This window comes from Azohydromonas lata (assembly GCF_034427735.1).
In the GTDB taxonomy this organism is placed as follows: domain Bacteria; phylum Pseudomonadota; class Gammaproteobacteria; order Burkholderiales; family Burkholderiaceae_C; genus Azohydromonas; species Azohydromonas lata.
Genome location: NZ_JAXOJX010000022.1, coordinates 21,173 through 42,962, shown reverse-complemented (window position 1 = coordinate 42,962; position 21,790 = coordinate 21,173). Strand labels below are relative to the sequence as shown.

Sequence of the window (21,790 nt, the reverse complement as noted above, 5' to 3'; positions counted from 1 at the left end):
GCGCGCGCCCTCTTCGCTCACATGCAGCAGCGCGCCGCCGCGCTGGGCGTCACCTTGCCGGCCCCGCCGGAAGAGCCCACCACGTGCTGCGGCCGCGGCTGCAACGGCTGCGTGTGGGACGGCTTCTACGACGCCGCGGGCTACTGGTGGGAAGAGGCGGGCTGGCGGCTGGAAGACGCCTGACAAGCAGGCTTCGCGCTTCGTCAAGGCCCCCGGTTCGCGCGATGGGCGCGGCTATGCTGGCCGTCCCTGCGACTTTCGTTGAGACCTCCACGATGCTGCGTTCCCTGCTGGGCGGCCTGGCCGCCGCCGCTGTCCTCGCCCTGGCCCCGGCCCACGCCGCCGCGCCCCAGATCAAGACCCAGGCGCCCGGCTGGTACCGCATGGTGCTGGGCGACTTCGAGATCACGGCGCTGTCCGACGGCACCACCAACCTGCCGATGGACCAGTTGCTGCACGGCCGCCCGCAGGAGACACGCAAGCGCTTCGACCACGCGCGGCTGCCGCTGCCGGTGGAGTCGTCCTTCAACGGCTACCTGATCAACACCGGTTCCAAGCTGGTGCTGGTGGACACGGGCGCGGCCGGCAATTTCGGCCCCACGCTGGGCAAGCTGCTGGCCAACCTGCGCGCCGCGGGCTACCAGCCGGAGCAGGTGGACGAGGTCTACATCACCCACCTGCACGTGGACCACGTGGGCGGCCTCGTGGCCGACGGCCAGCGCGCCTTTCCCAACGCCGTGGTGCGTGTGGACAAGGCCGACGCCGACTACTGGCTGAGCACGGCCAACATGGAAAAGGCGCCCAAGGACATGAAGGGCTTCTTCCAGGCCGCCATGGCGTCGCTCAAGCCCTACGTGGACGCGGGCAAGTTCCAACCTTTCGAGGGGCCGACGGACCTGGTGCCCGGCGTGAAGGCCGTGCCGCTGCACGGGCACACGCCGGGGCACAACGGCTTTTTGGTGAGCAGCCAGGGTGAGCAGATGCTGGTGTGGGGCGACACCATGCACGCCGCGGCGGTGCAGATGCCGGATCCGGGCGTGACCATCCTGTTCGACACCGACCCCAAGGCTGCCGCGCCGCAGCGGCGCAAGGTGATGGCCGAGGCCGCGCGCCAGGGCACGTGGATCGCCGGCGCCCACCTCTCCTTCCCCGGCCTGGGCCGGCTGCGCCCGGCGGGCAAGGGCTACGAATGGCAGCCCATCAACTACAGCAGCCTGACGGTGGCGCCGGCCGCCGCGGCCCCAGCGGGGAAGTGATCGCGCCTTGAGCTTGCCCGGCGGCGCCCAACGCCGGCGCTGCTAGCGGATGTGGACCGAGATGACGCGCGGCTTGTTGAAGGCGCAGCCCGAGATGAGCATGCGCGTCTCCTTGCGGTTGAGGAAGGCGCCCAGCAGCATGGTGTGGAACAGGCTGTGGCCACTGTCGGCGGGGTTGGTGGCGTAGCCGGCGTTGGTGACGCTGCAGAAGTCCGGATTCACCAGCGGCGCGGAGTGGGCGATGGACATGGAGTCCACCGTCCAGCCCCCCTCCAGCGAGGTGACCGAGCCCCAGTCGGTGTAGGCCATCGCCGCCCAGGAGGGCGCGGCCGACACGGCGGCGGCCAGCAGCACGGCGGCTCGGCAGGCAGACAGGCTTGACATGGCAGACGCCTCCTTTTCGGAAATTGGCGGGCCTCGTTGAAACCCGCCCTGGATTTCAATCCACGCCTAATTCAGCAGCAATTCAAAAGCGGCCAATTCAGGCACCGCGCAGCCGGCAGAAACTCCGGCGCAGGGAATGACGCCTTCGCGAATCACGACCAGGATATTGGCTCGCTTGTCGCGCACGGCGGCGCTGGTGCAGTTTCTGAGGCCGGTGGCCCAGGTCCATACCTGGGGTTTGCCGGCCGCATAGGTCACACCGGAACAAAAGGAATGCACGCCGGCAATGCCGAGGTGGTTGCCGCTGGCGTCCAGCACCCAGTCGGGGCCGCCGCTGTCGCCGCCGGCAATGATCTGGCCGGCGGCATTGGGCGGGTAGGTATAGGCGGCCGCGGAGGCGGTGGTGGGCCGTATGTCGGCGTTGCGGTAGCGGCCATCGGAGACGGCCGGCGTGACCGTGCCGTTGGCCGCCACGGTGGCGAAGGCGCTGATGCCGCGCCCGTAGGCGCGCAGCGTCTGCGTGGTGGCCAGCACCGGCGCGTACAGCGCCTGCGTGGGCATGGACCCGAAGTCGCCCGCGCCCAGGAAGAGCAGTGCCAGGTCGCGCGGCGCCGTGCCGTTGGCGTAGCGCACCACGCGCGTGGGCGTGGCCGTGCGCGTCGTCCAGACGGCCGACACGCGCAGGTTGGCCAGCGGGGCCAGTGGGCCGTTGATGCTGCCGTTGGTGGTGACGCAGTGGTCCGCCGTGAGCACCCAGAAGCGGTTGAGCAGCGTGCCGCTGCAGCCGGTGGCCAGCGTGACCAGACCGCGCTGGCGCTGCACGCTTTGCGCCGTGAGCACGCCGCCGATGATGGGTGCCGAGAGGGGACAATCCGCCCCGGTGGCGCCCGGCGGGCACAAGCCCTGTCCCGCGGCCGGCAGGCTCATGAACAGTCCCCAAGCCAGCCCCGAGAAACCGGCGAAACGGCACATGTGTTTTGAAACCATGTTTTCCCCATTACCCGGCAAACAGGCATTCAAAGGCCAAAAAAACCACAGCCCGGCATGCTTGTGAATAGATTTCTGCGGCCCACAAAATATCCTTAAATATATCCACAAGCCAATAGACATAATTTGAATGAGTGGCGGCGTCATGGCTCGCAACGCCTATTTCCCGTATTTACTGGACAAATTGAGGAACCGCTACGGGCCGCGCGGTACGCCGCCTGCCCTCATCCCGCCATGCGCGCGGGCGCGTCCTGCCCGCGCTTGCCTCCTGCCGGAAAGCTGTACCCATGTCGGAACTGATTGACGCCCTGCAATGGCCGGCGATGGCGGCCACGCTGGTGGCCTCGTGGATGGTGGCTTCGCAACGCAAGCGCAAGCGCAACCTGGGGTTCTGGCTGTTCATCCTGAGCAACGTGCTGTGGCTGGCCTGGGGCTGGCACGCCAAGGCGTGGGCGCTGATGGCGCTGCAGCTTGGCCTGTTCGGCCTGAACCTGCGCGCGGCGCGCAAGAACGACCCGGAGCAGGAGGCGCCGGACGCGCCCTCCGCCGCCAGGGCTTCTCCCGGGACGAAGCCCGGGCACAGCGCGCAGCCGTCCTCCTCTGCCCGCTGACCCAGGCTTACGCGGCCCGCGCAAGCCGGGGGAATAAACACTTCGGTGCACTGTGGCTTGGCTCGCAGACACCTTTGGGCGCGGCCAGACTTGCCGCCCCCCGAAGGTGCAAAGGAGACAACACGATGAATGCCCCGCTGCTTCGCCCGTCCCGCCGCGGTTTCTTTCACCAGGCCTGCGCCTGCGGCGCCCTGGCAGCCACGGGCGCCTGGCCCCTGTCCGCCTGGACGGCCGAGGGCGCGCGCACCACGCTGACGGCCCATCAGGCGCTGGCTCGGCTCAAGCAGGGCAACGACGACTTCCTGGCCAACCGGCTGCCGCCTGATCCGCCGGACCACGCGCGGCGCCGCCTGGAGCTGGCGCGCAGCCAGACGCCGTTCGCGGTGCTGGTGGGCTGTTCGGACAGCCGCGTGCCGCCGGAGCTGTTGTTCGGCGCCGGCTTGGGCGAGCTGTTCATCGTCCGCAACGCCGGCAACACGGTGGACACCGTGGCGCTGGGCAGCATCCAGTACGGCGTGAACGTGCTGGGGGCGCCGCTGATCGTGGTGCTGGGCCACGAGCGCTGCGGCGCCGTGGACGCGGCCGTGTCGGTGGTGCAGAAGAACGCGGTGTATCCAGGCAGCATCGGCCAGATGATCGAGCCCATCATTCCGGCCGTGCTCAAGGCGCGCAGCGGCGGCGCCAAGGAGGATGAGCTGCTGGACCAGGCCGTGCGCGAGAACATACGCCGCACGGTGATGCGGCTGCGCGAGTCCGAGCCCTCGCTGATAGAGCCGCAGCGCGCGGGGCACCTGCGCATCGTGGGCGCGCGCTACGACCTGGACGACGGCAAGGTCGACTTCATCGTCGAGTGAGCCGCAGCGCCTGCCTCCCATGGTTGCCCCCGTCGTGGATCCGAGACTGCCGGTGCGCCGGCGCAAGCCCGACAGACGGGTGGCGCGCGGGATCGCGTGGCTGGCGGGGGTGGTGGCGCTGCTGGTGCTGGTGCGCAGCGTGGTGTTCGTGGCCGTGGAGTACGCGGCCTTCGACACCCCGCCGCCGGGCGCGCTGCGGCCGGACGCGCTGGGCGTGCCCTCGCAGCCCCAGGTGCTGAGCAGCGACGGCCGGCGGCTGCGCGCGAGCTGGGTGCCGGTGGACGACCCGCGCGCGCCGGCGCTGCTGGTGTTGCATGGCGATGGCGAGGAGCTCTCGCAGTGGGCCTCGGTGCAGGCGCGGCTGCATGCAGCGGGCATCGCCTCCTACGTGTTCGACTACAGCGGCTACGGCGCCAGCGAGGGGCGGCCGACGCTGGCGCGGCTGCGCCAGGACACGCTGGAAGCCTGGGCCCGCTTCGTGGCGCTGACGCCGCAGGCGGCGGGCCGCTTCGCGCTGGGCTTTTCCATGGGCTCGGCGGTGCTGCTGGACGCGGCGCCGCTGCTGGAGCCGGCGCCCAAGGGGCTGGTGCTGGGCGCGGGCTTCGCCTCGGCGCGCGAGATGGCGGTGCGCGTGGGCCTGGTGCCGCGTTGGGCGGCGTGGCTGCTGCCGGACCTGTGGAACGGCGAGCGCGGCATCGCGCAGGTGGCGCAGCCGCTGCTGATCGTGCACAGCCGCGCCGACGAGGACGTGCCCGTGGGCGACGCGCTGCGCCTGTGCCAGGCCGCCCGCGCCCCGCGCCAACTGCTGCTGCTGGACGGCCTCACCCACGACGCGCCGCTGGAGCCGGCGCAGTCGGCGCCGTTCTGGGACGCGGTGCTGGGATGGGTGAAGCAGGAGGGGCCGGCGCCTTCGCAGGCGGGCGGCTGCGAAGGCTGAGGCGGGGCGATCAGGCCGCCTTCACCGGTTCACCGGCTCACCCGCACACCCCCACGTACCCGCAAGCCGTGCAGAAGTCGCAGCCGTCCTTGTGGATGACGGTGGCGTTGCCGCACTCCGGGCAGGGCTTGCCGGCCATGGGTGCCACGCCCTCGCCGGCGGGCTGGCTGCGCGTGGGCGCCGGGGCGGCCAGGATACCCATCTCGCGCGTCGGATAGCCCTCCTCGTCCAGCAGGCCCAGCATGGCGTAGCGGTGGATGATCAGCCGCGCGATGTAGGCCACCGTGCTGGGCCACACCTGCTGGCGGCGCTCGCCGGGCACGGGGGCCATGAAGTGGCCCAAGGGCTCGCCCACGTTGAGCAGCTTGCGCAGCTTCATGCCTATCCAGGCCGGGTCCAGCACGCGCATGTCCAGCGACAGCAGCCGCGCCAGCCCGTCCAGCGCGCGCGGGTAGTTGCCGGCAAAGCCCACGGCGCAGGGCCGCGTGACGGCACCGCCATCGCCGCCGTCACGCGCGGCCAGCGTCACTTCCTTGAGCGTGAGCGTGAAGGTTTCGCCGGTGGCGGGGTTGTCCACGTCCACGGCCCAGGCGAGCGTGCCAGAGGTGCCGGTGCGCGGCTCCTCGCGGCTGAACATGGCGTCCAGCACGGGCGTTGGGCCCGCTTCGGCCGCCTCGCCCAGGGCGCCCAACTGCTCGCAGCGCCAGCGGATCACGGCGGCCGTGGCCGCCACCACGCCGGGGAAGAGACGGCGCTCGCCATGCGGCGGGAACGGCATCTCGAAGGCCCGCTCCTCGGCGACGGTGGCCAGGGCGTCCAGCTTGAGCTTGAGCCAGGCCGCGTCGTTGGCGCGCATGTCCATGGACAGCGTCTTGGCCAGCGCCGCCAGGCCGCGCGGCTGCTCGGCGCCGTTGACCCAGACCTCGAAGGGCAGCGTCTTGCCGAAGAGGCCCAGCCCCGGCCCCTCGGCCGGCAGCTCGCCCACGAAGAGCGCGAACTCGCCGTGAGGGTGCTTGATCATGAAGCTCCACGACGGGTTGCCCGCGGGCAGCTCCGGCCGGCCCGGCCAGCGCAGCGAGGCCAGCACGGGCGCGGGCAGCCGCTCCAGGCGCAGGCGCTGGTTCATGCCCGCGTCGCCCAAGAGCGGCTCCGGCTTGGCCGCGGCCGGCGCCGGCGCGCCCACGCTGAGCACGGCGCCCAGCACGTTGTTGGGCCGGTAGGTGGCCAGGCCCTTCAAGCCGGACCGCCAGGCGGTCATGTACAGGCCCTGGAAGTCCTCGTAGGGGTAGTCGGCCGGGACGTTGACGGTCTTGCTGATGGAGGTGTCTATGCACGGCGCCACGGCGGCGACCATGGCGGCGTGGGCCTCGGCGCTCATCTCCAGCGCGGTGACGAAGGCGCGCGGCAGCGGCGTGTCGGCGCCGTGCAGGTGGTGGAAGAGGCGCCAGGCGTGGTCCTCCACCGCGTACTCCTTGAAGCCGCCGTCGGCCATGCGCTTCTTGCGCGTGTAGCTCCAGCTGAAGGGCGGCTCTATGCCGTTGCTGGCGTTGTCGGCGAAGGCCAGGCTGATGGTGCCGGTGGGGGCGATGGACAGCAGGTGCGAGTTGCGCAGGCCGTGGGCGCGGATGCGCTCCTTGAGCGGCGCGGGCAGCCGCGAGGCGAAGCTGCCCTTGCGCAGGTAGAGGTCGGCGTTGAAGAGCGGGAAGGCGCCGCGCTCGCGGGCCAGCTCGACGGAGGCGCCATAGGCCGCGTCGCGCATGACCTCGCTGATGCGCCGTGCCATGGCGCGGGCGGGTTCCTCGTCGTAGCGCAGGTTGAGCATGGCCAGCGCGTCGCCCAGCCCCGTGAAGCCCAGGCCCACGCGGCGCTTGCTGGCGGCCTCCTGGGCCTGCTGCGGCAGCGGCCAGACGGTGACGTCCAGCACGTTGTCCAGCATGCGCGTGGCCACGGCGGACACGTCGGCAAAAGCGGCCTCGTCAAAGCTGGCCTGCGGCGTGAAGGGGTCGCGCACGAAGGGGGTGAGCGAGATGCTGCCCAGGCAGCAGCAGCCGTAGGAGGGAAGCGGCTGTTCGGCGCACTGTCCCGTGACCAGGCCGTTGAAGATGACGGTGTTGTGGTCGGCCTGCGTGGTGTCGAAGACCGGCTCGCGGCCCGCGGCCTCCACGCGGGTGACGAGGCTGGCGAAGCGCTGGGCGGCGCCGGGTTCGCGCCCCTTGGCCCACGCCTGGTACTTGCCGTTGTGCTCCTGCAGCAGGAAGCCGATGTCGCGCATGAAGGCGTCGCGCGAGGCGTCTTCCAGCGCCAGCACATGGGGGCCGGCGGCGTCCTGGCCCGCAACGATGGTGGCAAAAAGGCCGCAGTTGGCCAGCAGCGCCTGCACCTGCTGCAGGTAGGTGCGATGCGGGGAATGCAGGCGCACCGAGCAGGTATCGCCTTGCGCATGGACGGCGCCATCGAGCTGGAACTGCGCCTTCAGGTAGGCGTGCACGCAGCACTCGGTGCCGCGCCAGATTTCTTCAGGCACCGCAGCTGCGCCGGGCTGCGCGAGCTTCATGCCCAGCTCCGCATCGCCTTGCGGGCCGAACTGGCCCTTGGCCGACTGCACCCACAGCTCGTCGCCCGGCTGCAACTCGGAGAGCTTGAGCTTGCCGCGCGCCGTGTAGAAGTCGTGCCAGGCCGTGGCCTTGATTTCGTAGCCGTCCGCGGTCTCGACGCGGAACACCTCGGCGGCGGGCGAAGTCATGAAGGCCGGCACGGCGGGCCGCACGTCGGTGCCGCGCAGGGCTGCTTCGCCGCCCAATGCTCGCCGGTCCACGGTCACCTGCAGCGTGGCCTGCGCGGCATGCAGCTCGCCGATGGGGATCAAGCCGTACTGCGTCGCCAGCCGCGTATCCGCCGTCACGCAAGGATTCGTCGCCGCGATCGTTTCGCAGTACCCCAGGTTGTTGTCGACGTTGATGCGGTCCAGGAAGAGCACGCCGGGTTCGGCGTGATCGTAGGTGCTGCGCATGATCTGGTCCCACAGCGCGCGCGCGGGCAGCTTGCGGTAGACCCACAGCCCGTCGCCGCGCTGGTAAGCACCCGCCTCGCGCAGCTTCTCGCCCGGGGCGGCGCGGTGCACCAGCTCCACCTCCTGGTCCGCCACCACGGCTTCCATGAAGGCGTCGGTCACGCCCACGGAGATGTTGAAGTTGCGCAGGTCGCCCTGGTCCTTGGCGTGGATGAACGCCTCGATGTCCGGGTGGTCGCAGCGCAGCACGCCCATTTGCGCGCCGCGGCGGCTGCCGGCGCTCTCCACCGTCTCGCAACTGCGGTCGAACACGCGCATGTAGCTCACGGGGCCGGAGGCGTTGCTGCGCGTGCTGGCCACCCAGGCGCCGGCCGGGCGTATGCGCGAGAAGTCGTAGCCCACGCCGCCGCCGCGGCGCATGGTCTCGGCGGCCTCGGTCAGCGCGGTGTAGATGCCGGGAAAGCCGTCCTCGGCCGTGGCGATGGAGTCGCCCACGGGCTGGACGAAGCAGTTGATGAGCGTGGCCGAGAGGTCCGTGCCGGCGGCGGAGTTGATGCGCCCGGCCGGAACGAAGCCGCGGCGCTGCGCGTCCAGGAAGCGCTGCTCCCAGTGCGTGCGCTGCTCCGGCGCCTCCACGGCGGCCAGTGCCCGCGCCACGCGGGTGCGCACCTCGTCCACGCTGCGCTCGCCGTCCTTGGCGTATTTCTCCAGCAGCACTTCCTCGCTGATGGGCTGCGCTGGCAGGTTCTGCACGGTGGTTGGGCCGAGGATGGATTCGCTCATCGGGTACTCCGGTTCAGGCCCGCGCCGCGCCGCGGCGAGGGCCGGATGCATTCGTGGCGGCGAAAGTATGTCCGGCTGCCGTGCACACCAAAACCAGCAGCCGCCATGCCTGTTGCGATGATGCAAACAGGCTTGCCATGAAGAAAAAAGGGGCCGGCAAGCCGGCCCCATAACGCTTGCGCCACGCCGGCCGCAGCCGGCACACGATCAAGCCTTCGAGGACAACACGAAGAAGGTCATCAGGCGCCGCGGCGCCGGAAAGGGAATGCGGGCGGGCGCGGCAGCACCGAGGCATCGAGCTGCAGCGGGCCCACGGCGTCCAGCGTGTTCTTGAGCAGCAGCGCGTATTCGGTGTCGCCTTCGATCACCAGCGCCCGCTCGAAGAAGAGGCGGTCGGGGTCCTCCTGCCCGCGCAGCAGCCGCAGGTAGTCGGCCGCGCGGGCCTTGATGCGCACGCGCGGCGCCAGGGAGGACGGCGCGACCTCGAAGCCGGCCTGCGGGGCAATCCACACCCGGCCGCGCAGGCCCAGGTCGATCACCTCCACTTCCACCACGCTGCGCGCGAGCTCGTTGCGCTGCCACTCGTCCAGCTTGGGCCACAGCAGCCGCTGCAGGCCCAGCGCCAGCACCAGGCTGGGCGGCTGCCAGGGCAGCCGCGCCACCAGGCGGCGCAGCCCCTGCGGCATGGGCGGCAGCTTGTTCAACAGTTCGTCGGCCTTCATGCCGCTCTCCATTCCAGGCCCGCGCCACCCAGCGCGTAGCCGTTGACCAGCGCGCCCGGCAGGGACAGCGCATTCAATTCGCGCAGCGCCTGCGTCGCGTCCAGGCCTTCACGCAGCACGGCGTGGTGCAGCTTGAGCACCTCGATAAAACCCTGGGCGCAGGGCGACAGGCGCAGCCGCGTGATGCCCGCGCCGCGCAGCGCCGGCCCGCGGTCCAGCAGGCACTGCAGGCCGGCCGATTGCGTCTGTATGCCGTTGAGGACGAGGAAGTCCGCGCCCTCGGTGGATTTCAGCAGCAGCCCGTCCGGATCGGCCAGGCAGCGGAATTCGCACTCGTCCTTGGGCAGCTTGTAGTGGCGTGCCGTGAAGCAGCGGGCCGAGAAGGCCAGCGGCATGCGGCCGAAGCCGAAGATCTCCGTCTGCACGGCCTCGCCCGCCGGGGTACGCACGGGGTCGTCGGCCGGGTTGATGCGGGCGATGGTGGCGAGGTCCAGCTCCACCGGCGGCACCCAGCGCACCGCGCCCAGCGCGGCGTGCTCCTGCAGCGCCTCGCGGCTGTAGACGTTGACGTGCGGCGACAAGGTGAAGCGGCGGCCCTGCAGCCGGCGCAGCGCGGAGGCGTCGCCCGCCTCGACGAGAAAGTCGTCCTGCGCGCAGCGCTCGCGCAGGGTGCGCAGCTCGGCCTCGCTCTCGATCAGCGCCTGCGTGCCGAGAATGACTTCCTTGCCGGCCTGGCGCAGCTCCAGGGCGAGCGACAACCAGTCGGCGGCCTTGTATTCGCGGCGGCGCGAGCACACCACCTCGCCCAGCACCACGGTGTCGGCGGGGCTGTCGGCCACGTCGGCATAGAACTGCGTGAGCGACGCGCGGCTCCAGTGGTAGAGCACGGGGCCGACGGTCAGGCCCATGGGCGATGCGTTGTCCTGGATGGCCATGGCGCTCATCTCCAGGGCCGGCTGTAGGCGCCCAGCGTGTGCTGCTGGGCCTCGGCGTGGCGGGCCAGGCCGGCTTCCCAGGACGGGGCCATGTCGAAGTTCTCGGGGTCGGCGGCGCAGCGGTCTATGGCCTGGCGCCAGATGCGCGTGACCTGCTCGACGTAGCTGGCGCTGCGCTGGCGGCCCTCCAGCTTGATGGCCGAGATGCCCAGGGCCATGAGCTGCGGCAGCAGCGCCATGCTGTTGAGGCTGGTGGGCTCCTCGATGGCGTATTCGCGCCGGCCCTCCACGTCGAAGCGGCCCTTGCACAGCGTGGGGTAGCCGCGCGACTCGTTGGGCGCGTAGCGGTCTATGAGCACGCCGTTGAGCCGCGCGTCCACGCCGCGGGGCGTTTCCTCCCAGCGCACGGCCGAGGCGGGCGAGCACACGCCGGCGTTGTTGGGCGACTGGCCCGTGGCGTAGGAGGACAGCGCGCAGCGCCCTTCCACCATCACGCACAGGCTGCCGAAGCCGAACACCTCGATCTCCGCCGTGGTGTGGCGCGCGAGGTGGCCGACGTGGCTGAGCGTGAGCACGCGCGGCAGCACGGCGCGCTGTATGCCGTAGCGCTCGCGGTAGAACTCGATGGCCTCGTAGCTGGTGGCCGAGGCCTGCACGCTCAGGTGCAGGCGCAACTGCGGGTGCGACTTGCTGGCGTAGGCGAGCACGGCGGTGTCGGCGCAGATGAGCGCGTCGGCGCCCATGGCCACGGCCGTGTCCACGGCGCGGAACCAGCGCTCGCTGTCGCCGGCGCGGGCAAAGGTGTTGAGCGCCATCAAGACCTGGCGGCCGCGGGCATGGGCGTAGCGCACGCCCTCGCGGGCCTGGGCCAGGTCAAAGTTGAGGCCGGCGAAGTTGCGCGCATTGGTCGCGTCCTTCAGGCCCACGTACACGGCATCGGCGCCGGCATCCACGGCCAGCTGCAGCGCACGCAACGAGCCGGCAGGGGCCACCAGCTCGGGTTTGCGTAGGAAAGTCATCCCGTCGTTCCAAACATCGGATGGGGCATTGTCTGCATCAGGTTTCGCACGGGGTTGACCCACGTCCAGAAGCTGGCGAATTGCTGAAAAACATTGGATTGCTAGGGACATTGGCCCGCTGGCGGGCCGAACCGGTGGCCGCGAAGAGCGGCATCCCGCAGGGCGTTCGGCCCGCCAGCGGGCCTCCTACAGGCCTGCGGCCAGCGCTCCTTTCAAGCCGTGAGGGCCGTGCCGCGCGCAGCCAGTTGCGCGTGCAGCGCCACCACGCCGCCCACGATCAGCAGGGCCGGCGGGCGCACCTCGTGATGCCGCGCCAGCGCGGGCAGCGTCCGCAGCGTGCCCACCACGCGGCGGCAGCCGGGCTGCGAGGCGCGCTCCACCAGCGCCGCGGGCGTGTCCGCCGGCAGGCCGTGCCGTTGCAGTTGCGCGCACACCGTGGGCAGCGTGGACACGCCCATGTAGATCACCACCGTCTGGTGCGAGCGCGCAAGCGCCGCCCAATCCATGTCCACCGCGTCCTTGGCGCCGGCGCGGCGGTGGCCGGTGGCCAGGACGACGCTGGTGGCGTGGTCGCGGTGCGTGAGCGGCATGCCGGCCTCGGCGGCGGCGGCCTGCGCGGCGCTGATGCCGGGGACGATCTCGAAAGGCACGCCCGCGGCGGCCAGGGCCTGCGCCTCCTCGCCGCCGCGGCCGAAGATGTAGGGGTCGCCGCCCTTCAGCCGCACCAGCGCCCGCCCGCTGCGCGCCAGGCGGACCATGAGGGCGCAGATGTCCTCCTGCGGCAGCGTGTGGCGCGCGCTTTCCTTGCCGACATAGATCAAGTCCGCCCCATCGGGCACCAGGCGCAGCACCTCGCGCGAGACCAGGTGGTCGTAGAGCACCAGCGAGGCGCAGCGCAGCGCGCGCTCGGCGCGCACGGTGAGCAGCTCGGGGTCGCCGGGGCCGGCGCCCACCAGCGTGACGCGGGCCGCGCGCGGCGCGTCCTGCAGCGGCAGGCCGGCGAAGAACAGCGGTTCGTCCAAAACGCTCATGGCTTGATCGGGCTCGCTTCGGTTGCGTTGGCAGCCATGGTCCGCAGGCGCAGCGATTCCGTCCTTAAACCAGTTCAAGGACGCCTGCGCGGCGCGGGCAGAGCATGCCTCCCGGCTCAACGACAAGTTGCCGCAAGAAGAGGAGAAGCCCGCATGAGACCCCTGAAAGTTTCCACACTGGCCGCCGCCGCCCTGATGTCGGTGCTGGCGCTGCAGGCGCAGGCCCAGGACGCCCAGGCCGACGCCAAGCCCCACGCCACGGCCCCCGAGGCCGGCTACCAGGCCGGCGGCTCGCCCCTGGCCGGCGAGCCCATGTACCAGAGCGCCAATCCCAAGGCGCCGCCCATGACGCAGGCGGAGTTCGACAAGGCGCGCAAGACCTATTTCGAACGCTGCGCCGGCTGCCACGGCGTGCTGCGCAAGGGCGCCACCGGCAAGCCGCTCACCCCCGACATCACCCTGGCCAAGGGCACGGACTACCTGAAGGTGTTCATCGCCTACGGCTCGGCCGCGGGCATGCCCAACTGGCTGACCTCCGGCGAGTTCAACGACCAGGACGTGGACCTCATGGCCCGCTACATCCAGCAGGACCCGCCGCAGCCGCCGGAGTGGGGCATGGCCGAGATGAAGGGCACGTGGAAGGTGCTCATCCCGCCGGAGAAGCGGCCCGCCAAGAAGGAGAACAACTACAACATCGCCAACATCTTCTCCACCACGCTGCGCGACAGCGGCGAGGTGGCGCTCATAGACGGCGACACCAAGCAGATCGTCAACATCGTCAAGACCGGCTACGCGGTGCACATCTCGCGCACCTCCGCGTCCGGCCGCTTCCTGTACGTGATTGGGCGCGACGGCCGCGTCAACATGATCGACCTGTGGATGCCCAAGCCCGACAACGTGGCGGAGATCCGCATCGGCCTGGAAGCGCGGTCGGTGGACACCAGCAAGTACAAGGGCAAGGAAGGCGACTTCACCGACAAGCTGGCCATTGCCGGCGCCTACTGGCCGCCGCAATACGTGATCATGAAGGGCGACACGCTGGAGCCGCTCAAGATCGTGGGCACGCGCGGCATGACGGTGGACAAGCAGGAGTACCACCCCGAGCCGCGCGTGGCCTCCATCGTGGCATCCCACTTCAAGCCGGAGTTCATCGTCAACGTCAAGGAAACCGGCAAGACGCTGATGGTGGACTACTCCAACCTGGACGCGCTCAAGGTCACGGAAGTTGCCAACGCACGCTTCCTGCACGACGGCGGCTGGGACGCGAGCAAGCGCTACTTCATGGTGGCGGCCAACCAGAGCAACAAGGTGGGCGTGATCGACGCCAAGGAAGACAAGCTCGCCGCCCTGGTGGACGTGGGCAAGATCCCGCACCCGGGCCGCGGCGCCAACTTCGTGCACCCGAAGTTCGGCCCGGTGTGGTCCACCGGCCACCTGGGCGACGAGACCATCTCGCTCATCGGCACCGACCCCGTCAAGCACAAGCAGTACGCCTTCAAGGAGGTCGCCAAGATCAAGGGCCAGGGCGGCGGCTCGCTGTTCCTCAAGAGCCACCCGAAGTCCGAGCACCTGTACGTGGACACGCCGCTCAACCCCGATCCCAAGCTGTCGCAGTCGGTGGCGGTGTACGACGTCAAGAACCTCGACAAGGGCTTCACCGTGCTGCCCATCGCCGAGTGGGCGGGCCTCAACGACGGCGGCGCCATGCGCGTGGTGCAGCCGGAGTTCAACAAGAACGGCGACGAGGTGTGGTTCTCCGTGTGGTCCGCCAAGGACAAGCAAAGCGCCCTGGTGGTGGTGGACGACAAGACGCTCAAGCTCAAGGCCGTGATCAAGGACCCGCGCCTGGTCACGCCCACGGGCCACTTCAACGTCCACAACACGCAGCACGACATCTACTGAGTTGAGTGGGTGCGGCCACAACGGCCCGCGCCTTGGCCCCGGCCTGCTTTGCACGACCCCGCAGCCTCTTGGCCAGCGGGATTGGGCCGAGGGCTTTCACGCCAGCAGACCCAACCTGGAGAAGACCAGCATGAAATCCCTGCTCATGGGCAGCGCCGCCGCGGTGGCCGCGCTGCTGTCCGCGCCCGCCTTCGCCGACGTGGACGCGTCGCTGAACAAGGCCGGCTGCATGGCCTGCCATGCCAAGGACAAGAAGGTCGTGGGCCCGTCCTTCAAGGACATCGCCGCCAAGTACAAGGGCCAGGACGTCACCGCCCAGCTCATGGACAAGGTGTGCAAGGGCGGCGCCGGCAGCTTCGGCCCCATCCCCATGTCGCCCAACGGGCCGGACAAGATAGGCGACACCGAGCTCAAGGCGGCGGTGGAGCAGATTCTCAAGTCCTGAACGCCAGGCACCGCATGAGGCCGCAGCTTTTCGCCCTCGCGCTGGCCCTGGCCTGTGCCGGCGCCGCCGCACAGGACGTGCCCGCCGCGCGCCAGGCCGAGCTGCTGCGGCTGCTGCGCCAGGACTGCGGCTCCTGCCACGGCATGCGCCTGACCGGCGGCTTGGGGCCCGCCCTCACGCGCCAGGCGCTGGCGGCCCTGCCGCCGGACAGCCTGGCCGCCACCATCTACCACGGCCGGCCGGGCACGCCCATGCCGCCGTGGAACCGCTTCATGAGCGCCGACGAGGCGCAGTGGCTCGCCCGCCAGCTTCTCGCGGGCGTGCCGGAGGTTTCCCCATGATCCAACGCCGCCACTGGCTGCGGGCCGCCGCGGGCGGCGCCGCGCTGCTGGGCCTGGCCGGCTGCGCCTCGGCGCCCTCCCCGCTGTCGGCCCCATCGTGGGCCGCGCCCTCGGCCGGCACGGGCGACCTGGGCGTGGTGGTGGAGCGCGCCAGCGGCCGCCTGGCCATCGTCAACACCAGCGAGCCACGCGTGCTGGGCCGCGTGGACGGCCTGGGAGACCTCTCGCACGCCTCCGTGGTGTTCTCGCGCGACGCGGCCAGCGCCTTCGTCTTCGGCCGCGACGGCGCGCTCAGCCGCGTGGACCTGCTGCAAATGAAGCTCACCGGCCGCGTCATGCAGGCCGGCAACTCCATAGGCGGCGCCATCTCGCAGGACGGGCGCCTGGTGGCCGCGCAGAACTACCAGCCCGGCGGCATCAAGGTGTTCGACGCGCGCACGCTCGCCGCCGTGGCCGACATCCCGGCCGTGGGCGCCGACGGCAAGCCCTCGCGTGTGGTGGGCCTGGCCGACCTGCCGGGCTCGCGCTTCATCTACGCGCTCTTCGACGCGGGCGAAATCTGGATCGCCGACCTGTCCGAGCCCAAGGCGCCGCGCCTCACCAAATTCCGCGACGTCGGCCGCCAGCCCTACGACGCGCTGGTCACGCCCAACGGGCGGCACTACATCGCCGGCCTCTTCGGCGAGGACGGTTTATCTCTCATCGACCTGTGGGACGACGCGCCGCGCGCGCGCCGCATCCTGGCCGGCTACGGCCGCGGCGAGGCGCCGCTGCCGGTGTTCAAGATGCCGCACCTGCGCGGTTGGGCCGTGGCCGGGCGCCACGCCTACCTGCCCGCCATAGGCCGGCACGAGGTGCTGGTGGTGGACACCGAGACCTGGGCCGAGGTGGACCGCATCGCCGTGGCCGGGCAGCCGGTGTTCGTGATGGCGCGCCCGGACGGCCGCCAGGTGTGGGTGAACTTCGCCGTGCCGGACTACCAGCGCGTGCAGGTCATAGACACGCCCTCGCGCCGCGTGGTGCGCACGCTGGAGCCGGGCGCGGCCGTGCTGCACCTGGAATTCACGCCGCGCGGCGAGGCGGTGTGGATCAGCTCGCGCGACGCCAACCGCGTCTCCGTCGTGGACACGGCCAGCTTCCAGACGCTGGCCCAACTGCCGATGGAAGCGCCCAGCGGCATCTTCTTCACCAGCCGGGCCGGGAGGGTGGGATTGTGAAAACCACTTGCCAACCGGCGGCCGGGACAGCGTTCGTGGATGCCTGCTTTCGCGGGCATGACGGGGTGTTGCGGGCCGGAAAGGTGGCGCCATGAACGCCCGTTTGCACCTGCTCAACGACTGGCAGCACGGCTTTCCGCTGCTGCCCCAGCCCTTCGACGCCGTGGGCCGGCAACTGGGCTGCGGCGCCCGCGAGGTGCTGCAGCACTACCGCGCGCTGCAGGCCGAAGGGAGCTTGAGCCGCATAGGCGGCGTGTTCGCCGCGGGTGCGGGCGGCGCGGCGCTGCTGTGCGCCTATGCCGTGGAGCCCGTGCGGCTGGACGGGGTGGCCGCCGTCGTCTCGGCCCACCCCGGCGTCAACCACAACTACGAGCGCGAGCACCGCTTCAACCTCTGGTTCGTGATGACGGGCGTGGACGCGCAGGCCGTGGAGCGAGCCGTGGACGCGCTGGATGCCGACACGGGATTGCGCGCGCTGCGCCTGCCCATGCAGCGCGCCTACCGCATAGACCTGGGTTTTGACCTGCTGCAGGCGCCGCGCCCACGCCGCATGGCGTTGGCCCCTTCGCCGCTTTCCCCGGCGGCGCCCGTGGCCGACGCCGACCGCGCGCTGGCCGCCCTGGCCGGCGAGGGCCTGCCGCTGGTGGAGCAGCCCTATGCCGCCTGGGCCGCCGGGCTGGGCCGCGACACCGGCGCGGTGCTGGACACGCTGCAGGGCTGGCTCGCGCGCGGCACGCTGCGCCGCTTCGGCGTGGTGGTGCGCCACCACGAGCTGGGCATCAGCCACAACGCCATGTGCGTCTTCGACGTGGCCGACGAGCAGGTGGACGCCGCCGGCGCGCTGCTGGCGCAGCAGCCGGGCGTGACGCTGTGCTACCGCCGCCGCCGCGCCCAGGCCTGGCCCTACAACCTCTACGCCATGGTGCACGGCCGCGAGCGCGCACAGGTGCTGGCGCAACTGGCCTGCGCCGCCGCCGCGGCCGGCCTGCACGACGCGCCGCGCGCCGTGCTCTTCAGCCGCCGCCGTTTCATGCAGCGCGGCGCGCGCTACTTCGGCAGCCCAAAGGAGCTTCAACATGCATGAACCCGACTTCGCGGCGCCCCTGTGCGCCGCCGACGACGGCCGCGCAGAGGACGCCTTGCCCGCGCTCAGCGCCGCCGACATCCTGCTCATAGAGCACCTGCACGGCGGCTTTCCACTGTCCGAGCGCCCGTTCGCCGAGGTCGGCGCGCATCTGGGCATGGACGAGGCGCAGGTGCTGCAGCGGCTGCACCGGCTGCTGGCGCGCGGGCAACTCACGCGCTTTGGGCCGCTGTTCCAGATCGAGCGCGCCGGGGGCCTGTTCGTCCTGGCCGCCATGGAGGTGCCGGAATCGGACTTCGACACCGTGGCCGCACTGCTGCACGCCATGCCGGAGGTGGCGCACAACTACCGGCGCGAGCACCGGCTCAACATGTGGTTCGTCATCGCGGCGGAGACGCCCGCGGCGGCGCAGGAGGCGCTGGGCCGCATCGCCTTCGCCACGGCGCTGCAGGTGCACGCCTTCCCCAAGGAGCGCGAGTACCACGTGGAGCTGCGGCTGCCGCTGCGTGCCGGCGCCTGGGGCATGGACTTGCCCGCGGCCCAGCCCGCGCCGCAGCCCGCGCAGGTTGCGCACGCAGCGGCGTCGCGTCCCTTGACCGACTTCGAGCGCGCCCTGGTGGCGGCCACGCAAAGCGGGCTGCCGCTGGTGGAGCGCCCCTACGAGGCCGTGGCCGCCACGCTGGGCACGTCATCCGCCACCGTGCGCGCCGCGCTGCAGGACATGCTCGCGCGCGGCCTCATACGCCGCATCGGCGCCGTGCCCCACCACGTGCGCCTGGGCTTCACCGCCAACGGCATGAGCGTGTGGGACGTGGACGACGACCAGGTGGACGCCCTGGGCGAGGCCGTGGGCCGGCTGCCCGGCGTGAGCCACTGCTACCGCCGCCCGCGCCGCCCGGGCTGGCCCTACAACCTGTTCGCCATGCTGCACGGGCGCTCGCGCACCTCGGTGCACGCCCAGGCCGAGGCCGTGGCCGAGCTGTTGGGCGCGGCCTGCCGCAGCCACGACATCCTCTTTTCCAGCGCGGTGCTCAAGAAGACCGGGCTGCGCCTGCACCCGCAGGGGGTTTGACCATGTTCCGCATCTCCCACTACATGCACGCGCTGGCCCAGGCCGAGCGCACGGGCACCTATGCGCTGGCCGAGGGCCGCAAGCCGCGCGGGCCGGTCGTGATCTGGAACCTCATCCGCCGCTGCAACCTCACCTGCAAGCACTGCTACGCCCTCTCGGCCGACCACGACTACGCGGGCGAGCTGGACACGGCAGAAGTCTTCACGGTCATGGACGACCTGAAAGCCTTCGGCGTGCCGGTGCTCATCCTCTCCGGCGGCGAGCCGCTGCTGAGGCCGGACATCCTGGACATCGCCCGCCGCGCGCTGCAGCAGCGCTTCTACGTGGGCCTGTCCACCAACGGCACGCTGATCGACGCGGCGTGGGCCGAGCGCATCGCGCAGGTGGGCTTCAACTACGTGGGCATCAGCCTGGACGGCCTGCAGGCGGTGCACGACCGCTTCCGCCGCCTGCAAGGCGCGTTCGACCGCAGCTTGAATGCCGTGCGGCTGCTGCGCGACCGCGGCGTGCGCGTGGGCCTGCGCTTCACCATGACGGACATGAACGCCGCCGACCTGCGCCCGCTGCTGGAGCTCATGCGCGCCGAAGGCATCCCCAAGTTCTACTTCTCGCACCTGAACTACGCCGGGCGCGGCAACCTGCACCGCGGGCGCGACGCGCGCTTCGAGGCCACGCGCGAGGCGCTGGAGCTGATCTTCGACCGCGCCTGGGAGGACGCGCGCCGCGGCGGCGGCGAGGAGTACGTCACCGGCAACAACGACGCCGACGGGCCCTTCCTGCTGCGGTGGGCCGCCAGGCAGCTGCCGCACTGGCTGCCCCACCTGCAGTTGCACCTGCGCCAATGGGGCGGCAACGCCTCCGGCCTCAACGTGGCCAACATCGACAACCTGGGCCACGTGCACCCGGACACCATGTGGTGGCACCACGACTTGGGCAGCGTGCGCGAGCGGCCCTTCTCCGCCATCTGGAACGACCTGTCCGACCCGCTCATGGCCGGCCTCAAGCAGCAGCCGCGCGCCGTGCAGGGCCGCTGCGCGGGTTGCCAGTACCTGGACATCTGCGGCGGCAACACCCGCGTGCGCGCGCAGCAGCTCACCGGCGACCCGTGGGCCGAGGACCCGGGCTGCTATCTCGACGACGCCGAGATCGGCCTGGCGCAGCCGGGCAAGCGCGTGGCGATCACGCCGTTCAGCTACCAGCCGCACTGAGGGCGCCATGGGCACAAGAAAGTTGGGCCAACGCCGGCACGCCACACAAAATAGCTCGTCATGCCCGCGAAAGCGGGCATCCACGCGTGCCGAAACGGCAGCCCCGGACAAGCCATCGTCAGGCAAAGCCTCGCCAGGGGAACAGTCCCGTCGTTCGTGGATGCCCGCTTTCGCGGGCATGACGAAGTGGGGTTCGGCCGCCCTGGCTCACGGCAAGCGCTGGATCGGCCCCCTGGCGCTGGCCGCCGGCCTGGTGGCCATGGGCGTGGACCTGGCCCGCGCCGCCGAGGCGGGCGAGCCGGCCGACAACTCCATCCGCGCCGCCGCGCTCTACCAGGCGCACTGCGCCGCCTGCCACGGCGGGCAGCGCCTGGGCGGCATGGGCCCGGCGCTGCTGCCGCAAAGCCTGGAGCGATTGAAGCCCGCCGAGGCGCGCCAGGTCATCACCCACGGCCGCGCCGCCACGCAGATGCCGGCCTTCGGAGAAAAACTCGCCGCCGAGGACGTGCAGGCGCTGGCTGCCTGGATCTACGCCCCCGTCTCGCCCGCGCCCACGTGGGGCGAGGCCGCCATACGCGCCTCGCGCACCGCGGCGCCCAACGCGAAGGAGCTGCCCGCCAAGCCGGCATGGAAGGCCGACCCTATGAACCTGTTCGTGGTGGTCGAGGGCGGCGACCACCACGTGTCGCTGGTGGACGGCGACCGTTTCGAAGTCATCCACCGCTTCGCCTCGCGCTTCGCGCTGCACGGCGGGCCGAAGTTCAGCCCGGACGGGCGCTTCGTGTACTTCGGCTCGCGCGACGGCTGGATCACCAAGTACGACCTGTGGAACCTGCAGGTGGTGGCCGAGGTGCGCGCGGGCCTGAACATGCGCAACGTGGCCGTGAGCGGCGACGGAAAGTGGCTCATGGCCGCCAACTACCTGCCGCACACGCTGGCCCTCTTCGACGCGGCGCTGAACCTCGTCAAGACCTACGCCGCCACGACGCTGGACGGCCAGGCCAGCTCGCGCGTGTCGGCTGTCTACGACGCCGCGCCGCGCAAGAGTTTCGTCGTCGCACTCAAGGACATCCCGGAGCTGTGGGAGATCAGCTACGACCCCCAGGCCGAGCCCATCTTCGACGGCTACGTGCACGACTACAGACAAGGCGAGGCCATCGCCCAGCCCGGCACGTTCGGCATTCGCCGCACGCTGCTGGACGAGCCTTTGGACGACTTCTTCTTCGACCAAAGCTATGCCCATGCCCTGGGCGCGACACGCCCGCGCACCGCCGCCCCGGGCGACGCGCAGGCGCCCACGCAAGCCCCGCCCACGGCGCAGGTGGTGAACCTCGACATCCGCCGCAAGATCGCCGAGCTGCCCATTGCCGGCATGCCGCACCTGGGGTCGGGCATCACCTTCCCCTTCAAGGGCAGCACGGTGCTGGCCAGCCCCAACCTGCAAGGCGGCGCGGTGGACGTGATCGACATGAAGACCTGGCGGCCGCTGCAGCGCATCGCCACGCCGGGCCCGGGCTTCTTCATGCGCAGCCACGAGGCCACGCCCTACGCCTGGACCGATTCCATGATGAGCCCGGGCGCCCGGGACACGCTCACCCTCATAGACAAGCGCACGCTGCAGGTGGCCGCGCAGATACGCGAGCCCGGCCGCACCCTGGCCCACACCGAGTTCACCCGGGACGGCCGCTTCGCCCTGGTGAGCTTGTGGGAGATGGACGGCGCCCTCATCGTCTACGACGCGCAAACGCTCAAGGAGGTCAAGCGCCTGCCCATGAGCAAGCCCGTGGGCAAGTACAACGTGTGGAACAAGATCACGCGCTCGGAAGGGACGTCGCACTGAGGCGGCAGCGCGCCTTGAAAAAGCCGCCGGCAGCGCACCGCTGCGAGGCTGGCTTGGCGAGCGCCTGCCCTCGCAAGGTCCCTTGCCCTGGCCCCGGGAAATCCCCCCGGCACGCGCATTGCCGTCCAAGCCCTGTCTTTGTGAAGTCCTGA

General features: G+C 71.0%; 20 protein-coding genes. 13 read left to right on the top strand and 7 right to left on the bottom strand.

Annotated elements, in window-relative coordinates; genetic code table 11:
• Positions 1-21: 21 nt before the first annotated feature.
• Positions 22-183, top strand: coding sequence for an oxidoreductase-like domain-containing protein (locus tag SM757_RS14440; RefSeq protein WP_066339084.1), 162 nt, complete (start codon positions 22-24; stop codon positions 181-183).
• 92 nt (positions 184-275) lie between these two features.
• Complete coding sequence (locus SM757_RS14435; RefSeq protein WP_066339044.1) at positions 276-1,256, top strand: MBL fold metallo-hydrolase; 981 nt, start codon at positions 276-278, stop codon at positions 1,254-1,256.
• 42 nt (positions 1,257-1,298) lie between these two features.
• On the opposite strand, the gene SM757_RS14430 is transcribed toward SM757_RS14435, so the two are convergent.
• Positions 1,299-1,640, bottom strand: a complete 342-nt coding sequence (locus SM757_RS14430) for a hypothetical protein (RefSeq protein WP_066339041.1) — start codon at positions 1,638-1,640, stop codon at positions 1,299-1,301.
• A gap of 66 nt (positions 1,641-1,706) precedes the next feature.
• On the bottom strand, positions 1,707-2,612 hold the full coding sequence (locus SM757_RS14425) for a trypsin-like serine protease (protein WP_322465995.1): 906 nt from the start codon (positions 2,610-2,612) through the stop codon (positions 1,707-1,709).
• A gap of 302 nt (positions 2,613-2,914) precedes the next feature.
• Here SM757_RS14425 and SM757_RS14420 point away from each other — a divergent pair, with 302 nt between their 5' ends.
• The 3 genes from SM757_RS14420 (at position 2,915) to SM757_RS14410 (ending at position 5,029) form a co-directional block, all read left to right on the top strand.
• Positions 2,915-3,238 carry a hypothetical protein gene (locus SM757_RS14420; RefSeq protein ID WP_066339031.1) on the top strand — a complete coding sequence of 108 codons (324 nt, stop codon included), beginning with the start codon at positions 2,915-2,917 and terminating at the stop codon, positions 3,236-3,238.
• Between the two features lie 125 nt (positions 3,239-3,363).
• On the top strand, positions 3,364-4,092 hold the full coding sequence (locus tag SM757_RS14415) for a carbonic anhydrase (RefSeq protein WP_322465994.1): 729 nt from the start codon (positions 3,364-3,366) through the stop codon (positions 4,090-4,092).
• A gap of 19 nt (positions 4,093-4,111) precedes the next feature.
• Positions 4,112-5,029 carry an alpha/beta hydrolase gene (locus SM757_RS14410; protein ID WP_322465993.1) on the top strand — a complete coding sequence of 306 codons (918 nt, stop codon included), beginning with the start codon at positions 4,112-4,114 and terminating at the stop codon, positions 5,027-5,029.
• Positions 5,030-5,066: 37 nt separating this feature from the next.
• On the opposite strand, the gene SM757_RS14405 is transcribed toward SM757_RS14410, so the two are convergent.
• The 5 genes from SM757_RS14405 to cobA all read right to left on the bottom strand — a co-directional run bounded on the left by SM757_RS14405 (position 5,067) and on the right by cobA (position 12,529).
• Positions 5,067-8,822, bottom strand: a complete 3,756-nt coding sequence (locus tag SM757_RS14405) for a ribonucleotide reductase N-terminal alpha domain-containing protein (RefSeq protein WP_322465992.1) — start codon at positions 8,820-8,822, stop codon at positions 5,067-5,069.
• A 239-nt stretch (positions 8,823-9,061) separates the two neighbouring features.
• Positions 9,062-9,544, bottom strand: coding sequence for a ubiquinone anaerobic biosynthesis accessory factor UbiT (gene ubiT, locus SM757_RS14400; RefSeq protein WP_322465991.1), 483 nt, complete (start codon positions 9,542-9,544; stop codon positions 9,062-9,064).
• Positions 9,541-10,479 (bottom strand): U32 family peptidase, encoded by a 939-nt coding sequence (locus SM757_RS14395; RefSeq protein ID WP_322465990.1) that lies wholly within the window; start codon positions 10,477-10,479, stop codon positions 9,541-9,543. The genes ubiT and SM757_RS14395 overlap by 4 nt, the downstream gene beginning before the upstream one ends.
• Before the next feature lie 5 nt (positions 10,480-10,484).
• Positions 10,485-11,498 carry a ubiquinone anaerobic biosynthesis protein UbiU gene (gene ubiU / locus SM757_RS14390; protein ID WP_322465989.1) on the bottom strand — a complete coding sequence of 338 codons (1,014 nt, stop codon included), beginning with the start codon at positions 11,496-11,498 and terminating at the stop codon, positions 10,485-10,487.
• Positions 11,499-11,710: 212 nt separating this feature from the next.
• Entirely contained in the window at positions 11,711-12,529 is an 819-nt protein-coding gene (cobA, locus tag SM757_RS14385) for a uroporphyrinogen-III C-methyltransferase (RefSeq protein ID WP_322465988.1), read from the bottom strand.
• A 153-nt stretch (positions 12,530-12,682) separates the two neighbouring features.
• Here cobA and SM757_RS14380 point away from each other — a divergent pair, with 153 nt between their 5' ends.
• From SM757_RS14380 to SM757_RS14345, 8 genes are all read left to right on the top strand, one after another.
• Positions 12,683-14,431, top strand: a complete 1,749-nt coding sequence (locus tag SM757_RS14380; RefSeq protein ID WP_322465987.1) for a cytochrome D1 domain-containing protein — start codon at positions 12,683-12,685, stop codon at positions 14,429-14,431.
• A gap of 130 nt (positions 14,432-14,561) precedes the next feature.
• Positions 14,562-14,876, top strand: coding sequence for a c-type cytochrome (locus SM757_RS14375; RefSeq protein ID WP_322465986.1), 315 nt, complete (start codon positions 14,562-14,564; stop codon positions 14,874-14,876).
• A gap of 14 nt (positions 14,877-14,890) precedes the next feature.
• Positions 14,891-15,217, top strand: coding sequence for a c-type cytochrome (locus tag SM757_RS14370; protein WP_322465985.1), 327 nt, complete (start codon positions 14,891-14,893; stop codon positions 15,215-15,217).
• Complete coding sequence (locus tag SM757_RS14365; RefSeq protein WP_407655760.1) at positions 15,214-16,434, top strand: cytochrome D1 domain-containing protein; 1,221 nt, start codon at positions 15,214-15,216, stop codon at positions 16,432-16,434. Before SM757_RS14370 ends, SM757_RS14365 begins: the two co-directional genes overlap by 4 nt.
• Before the next feature lie 91 nt (positions 16,435-16,525).
• On the top strand, positions 16,526-17,518 hold the full coding sequence (ahbB, locus tag SM757_RS14360) for a siroheme decarboxylase subunit beta (RefSeq protein WP_322465984.1): 993 nt from the start codon (positions 16,526-16,528) through the stop codon (positions 17,516-17,518).
• Positions 17,511-18,590: a siroheme decarboxylase subunit beta gene (ahbB, locus tag SM757_RS14355; protein ID WP_322465983.1), complete on the top strand. Its 1,080-nt coding sequence runs from the start codon at positions 17,511-17,513 to the stop codon at positions 18,588-18,590. Before ahbB (SM757_RS14360) ends, ahbB (SM757_RS14355) begins: the two co-directional genes overlap by 8 nt.
• 2 nt (positions 18,591-18,592) lie before the next feature.
• Complete coding sequence (gene nirJ / locus SM757_RS14350) at positions 18,593-19,798, top strand: heme d1 biosynthesis radical SAM protein NirJ (RefSeq protein WP_066338996.1); 1,206 nt, start codon at positions 18,593-18,595, stop codon at positions 19,796-19,798.
• 259 nt (positions 19,799-20,057) lie between these two features.
• Positions 20,058-21,638, top strand: a complete 1,581-nt coding sequence (locus tag SM757_RS14345; RefSeq protein ID WP_322466027.1) for a cytochrome D1 domain-containing protein — start codon at positions 20,058-20,060, stop codon at positions 21,636-21,638.
• Positions 21,639-21,790 lie beyond the last annotated feature (152 nt).

Excerpts from the sequence above, each read along its gene's own strand:
- SM757_RS14440 (WP_066339084.1), top strand. The coding sequence starts at position 22 with ATGCAGCAGCGCGCCGCCGCGCTGGGCGTCACCTTGCCGGCCCCGCCG.
- SM757_RS14435 (WP_066339044.1), top strand. The coding sequence starts at position 276 with ATGCTGCGTTCCCTGCTGGGCGGCCTGGCCGCCGCCGCTGTCCTCGCC.
- SM757_RS14430 (WP_066339041.1), bottom strand. The coding sequence starts at position 1,640 with ATGTCAAGCCTGTCTGCCTGCCGAGCCGCCGTGCTGCTGGCCGCCGCC.
- SM757_RS14425 (WP_322465995.1), bottom strand. The coding sequence starts at position 2,612 with ATGTGCCGTTTCGCCGGTTTCTCGGGGCTGGCTTGGGGACTGTTCATG.
- SM757_RS14420 (WP_066339031.1), top strand. The coding sequence starts at position 2,915 with ATGTCGGAACTGATTGACGCCCTGCAATGGCCGGCGATGGCGGCCACG.
- SM757_RS14415 (WP_322465994.1), top strand. The coding sequence starts at position 3,364 with ATGAATGCCCCGCTGCTTCGCCCGTCCCGCCGCGGTTTCTTTCACCAG.
- SM757_RS14410 (WP_322465993.1), top strand. The coding sequence starts at position 4,112 with ATGGTTGCCCCCGTCGTGGATCCGAGACTGCCGGTGCGCCGGCGCAAG.
- SM757_RS14405 (WP_322465992.1), bottom strand. The coding sequence starts at position 8,822 with ATGAGCGAATCCATCCTCGGCCCAACCACCGTGCAGAACCTGCCAGCG.
- ubiT (WP_322465991.1), bottom strand. The coding sequence starts at position 9,544 with ATGAAGGCCGACGAACTGTTGAACAAGCTGCCGCCCATGCCGCAGGGG.
- SM757_RS14395 (WP_322465990.1), bottom strand. The coding sequence starts at position 10,479 with ATGGCCATCCAGGACAACGCATCGCCCATGGGCCTGACCGTCGGCCCC.
- ubiU (WP_322465989.1), bottom strand. The coding sequence starts at position 11,498 with ATGACTTTCCTACGCAAACCCGAGCTGGTGGCCCCTGCCGGCTCGTTG.
- cobA (WP_322465988.1), bottom strand. The coding sequence starts at position 12,529 with ATGAGCGTTTTGGACGAACCGCTGTTCTTCGCCGGCCTGCCGCTGCAG.
- SM757_RS14380 (WP_322465987.1), top strand. The coding sequence starts at position 12,683 with ATGAGACCCCTGAAAGTTTCCACACTGGCCGCCGCCGCCCTGATGTCG.
- SM757_RS14375 (WP_322465986.1), top strand. The coding sequence starts at position 14,562 with ATGAAATCCCTGCTCATGGGCAGCGCCGCCGCGGTGGCCGCGCTGCTG.
- SM757_RS14370 (WP_322465985.1), top strand. The coding sequence starts at position 14,891 with ATGAGGCCGCAGCTTTTCGCCCTCGCGCTGGCCCTGGCCTGTGCCGGC.
- SM757_RS14365 (WP_407655760.1), top strand. The coding sequence starts at position 15,214 with ATGATCCAACGCCGCCACTGGCTGCGGGCCGCCGCGGGCGGCGCCGCG.
- ahbB (WP_322465984.1), top strand. The coding sequence starts at position 16,526 with ATGAACGCCCGTTTGCACCTGCTCAACGACTGGCAGCACGGCTTTCCG.
- ahbB (WP_322465983.1), top strand. The coding sequence starts at position 17,511 with ATGCATGAACCCGACTTCGCGGCGCCCCTGTGCGCCGCCGACGACGGC.
- nirJ (WP_066338996.1), top strand. The coding sequence starts at position 18,593 with ATGTTCCGCATCTCCCACTACATGCACGCGCTGGCCCAGGCCGAGCGC.
- SM757_RS14345 (WP_322466027.1), top strand. The coding sequence starts at position 20,058 with ATGGGCGTGGACCTGGCCCGCGCCGCCGAGGCGGGCGAGCCGGCCGAC.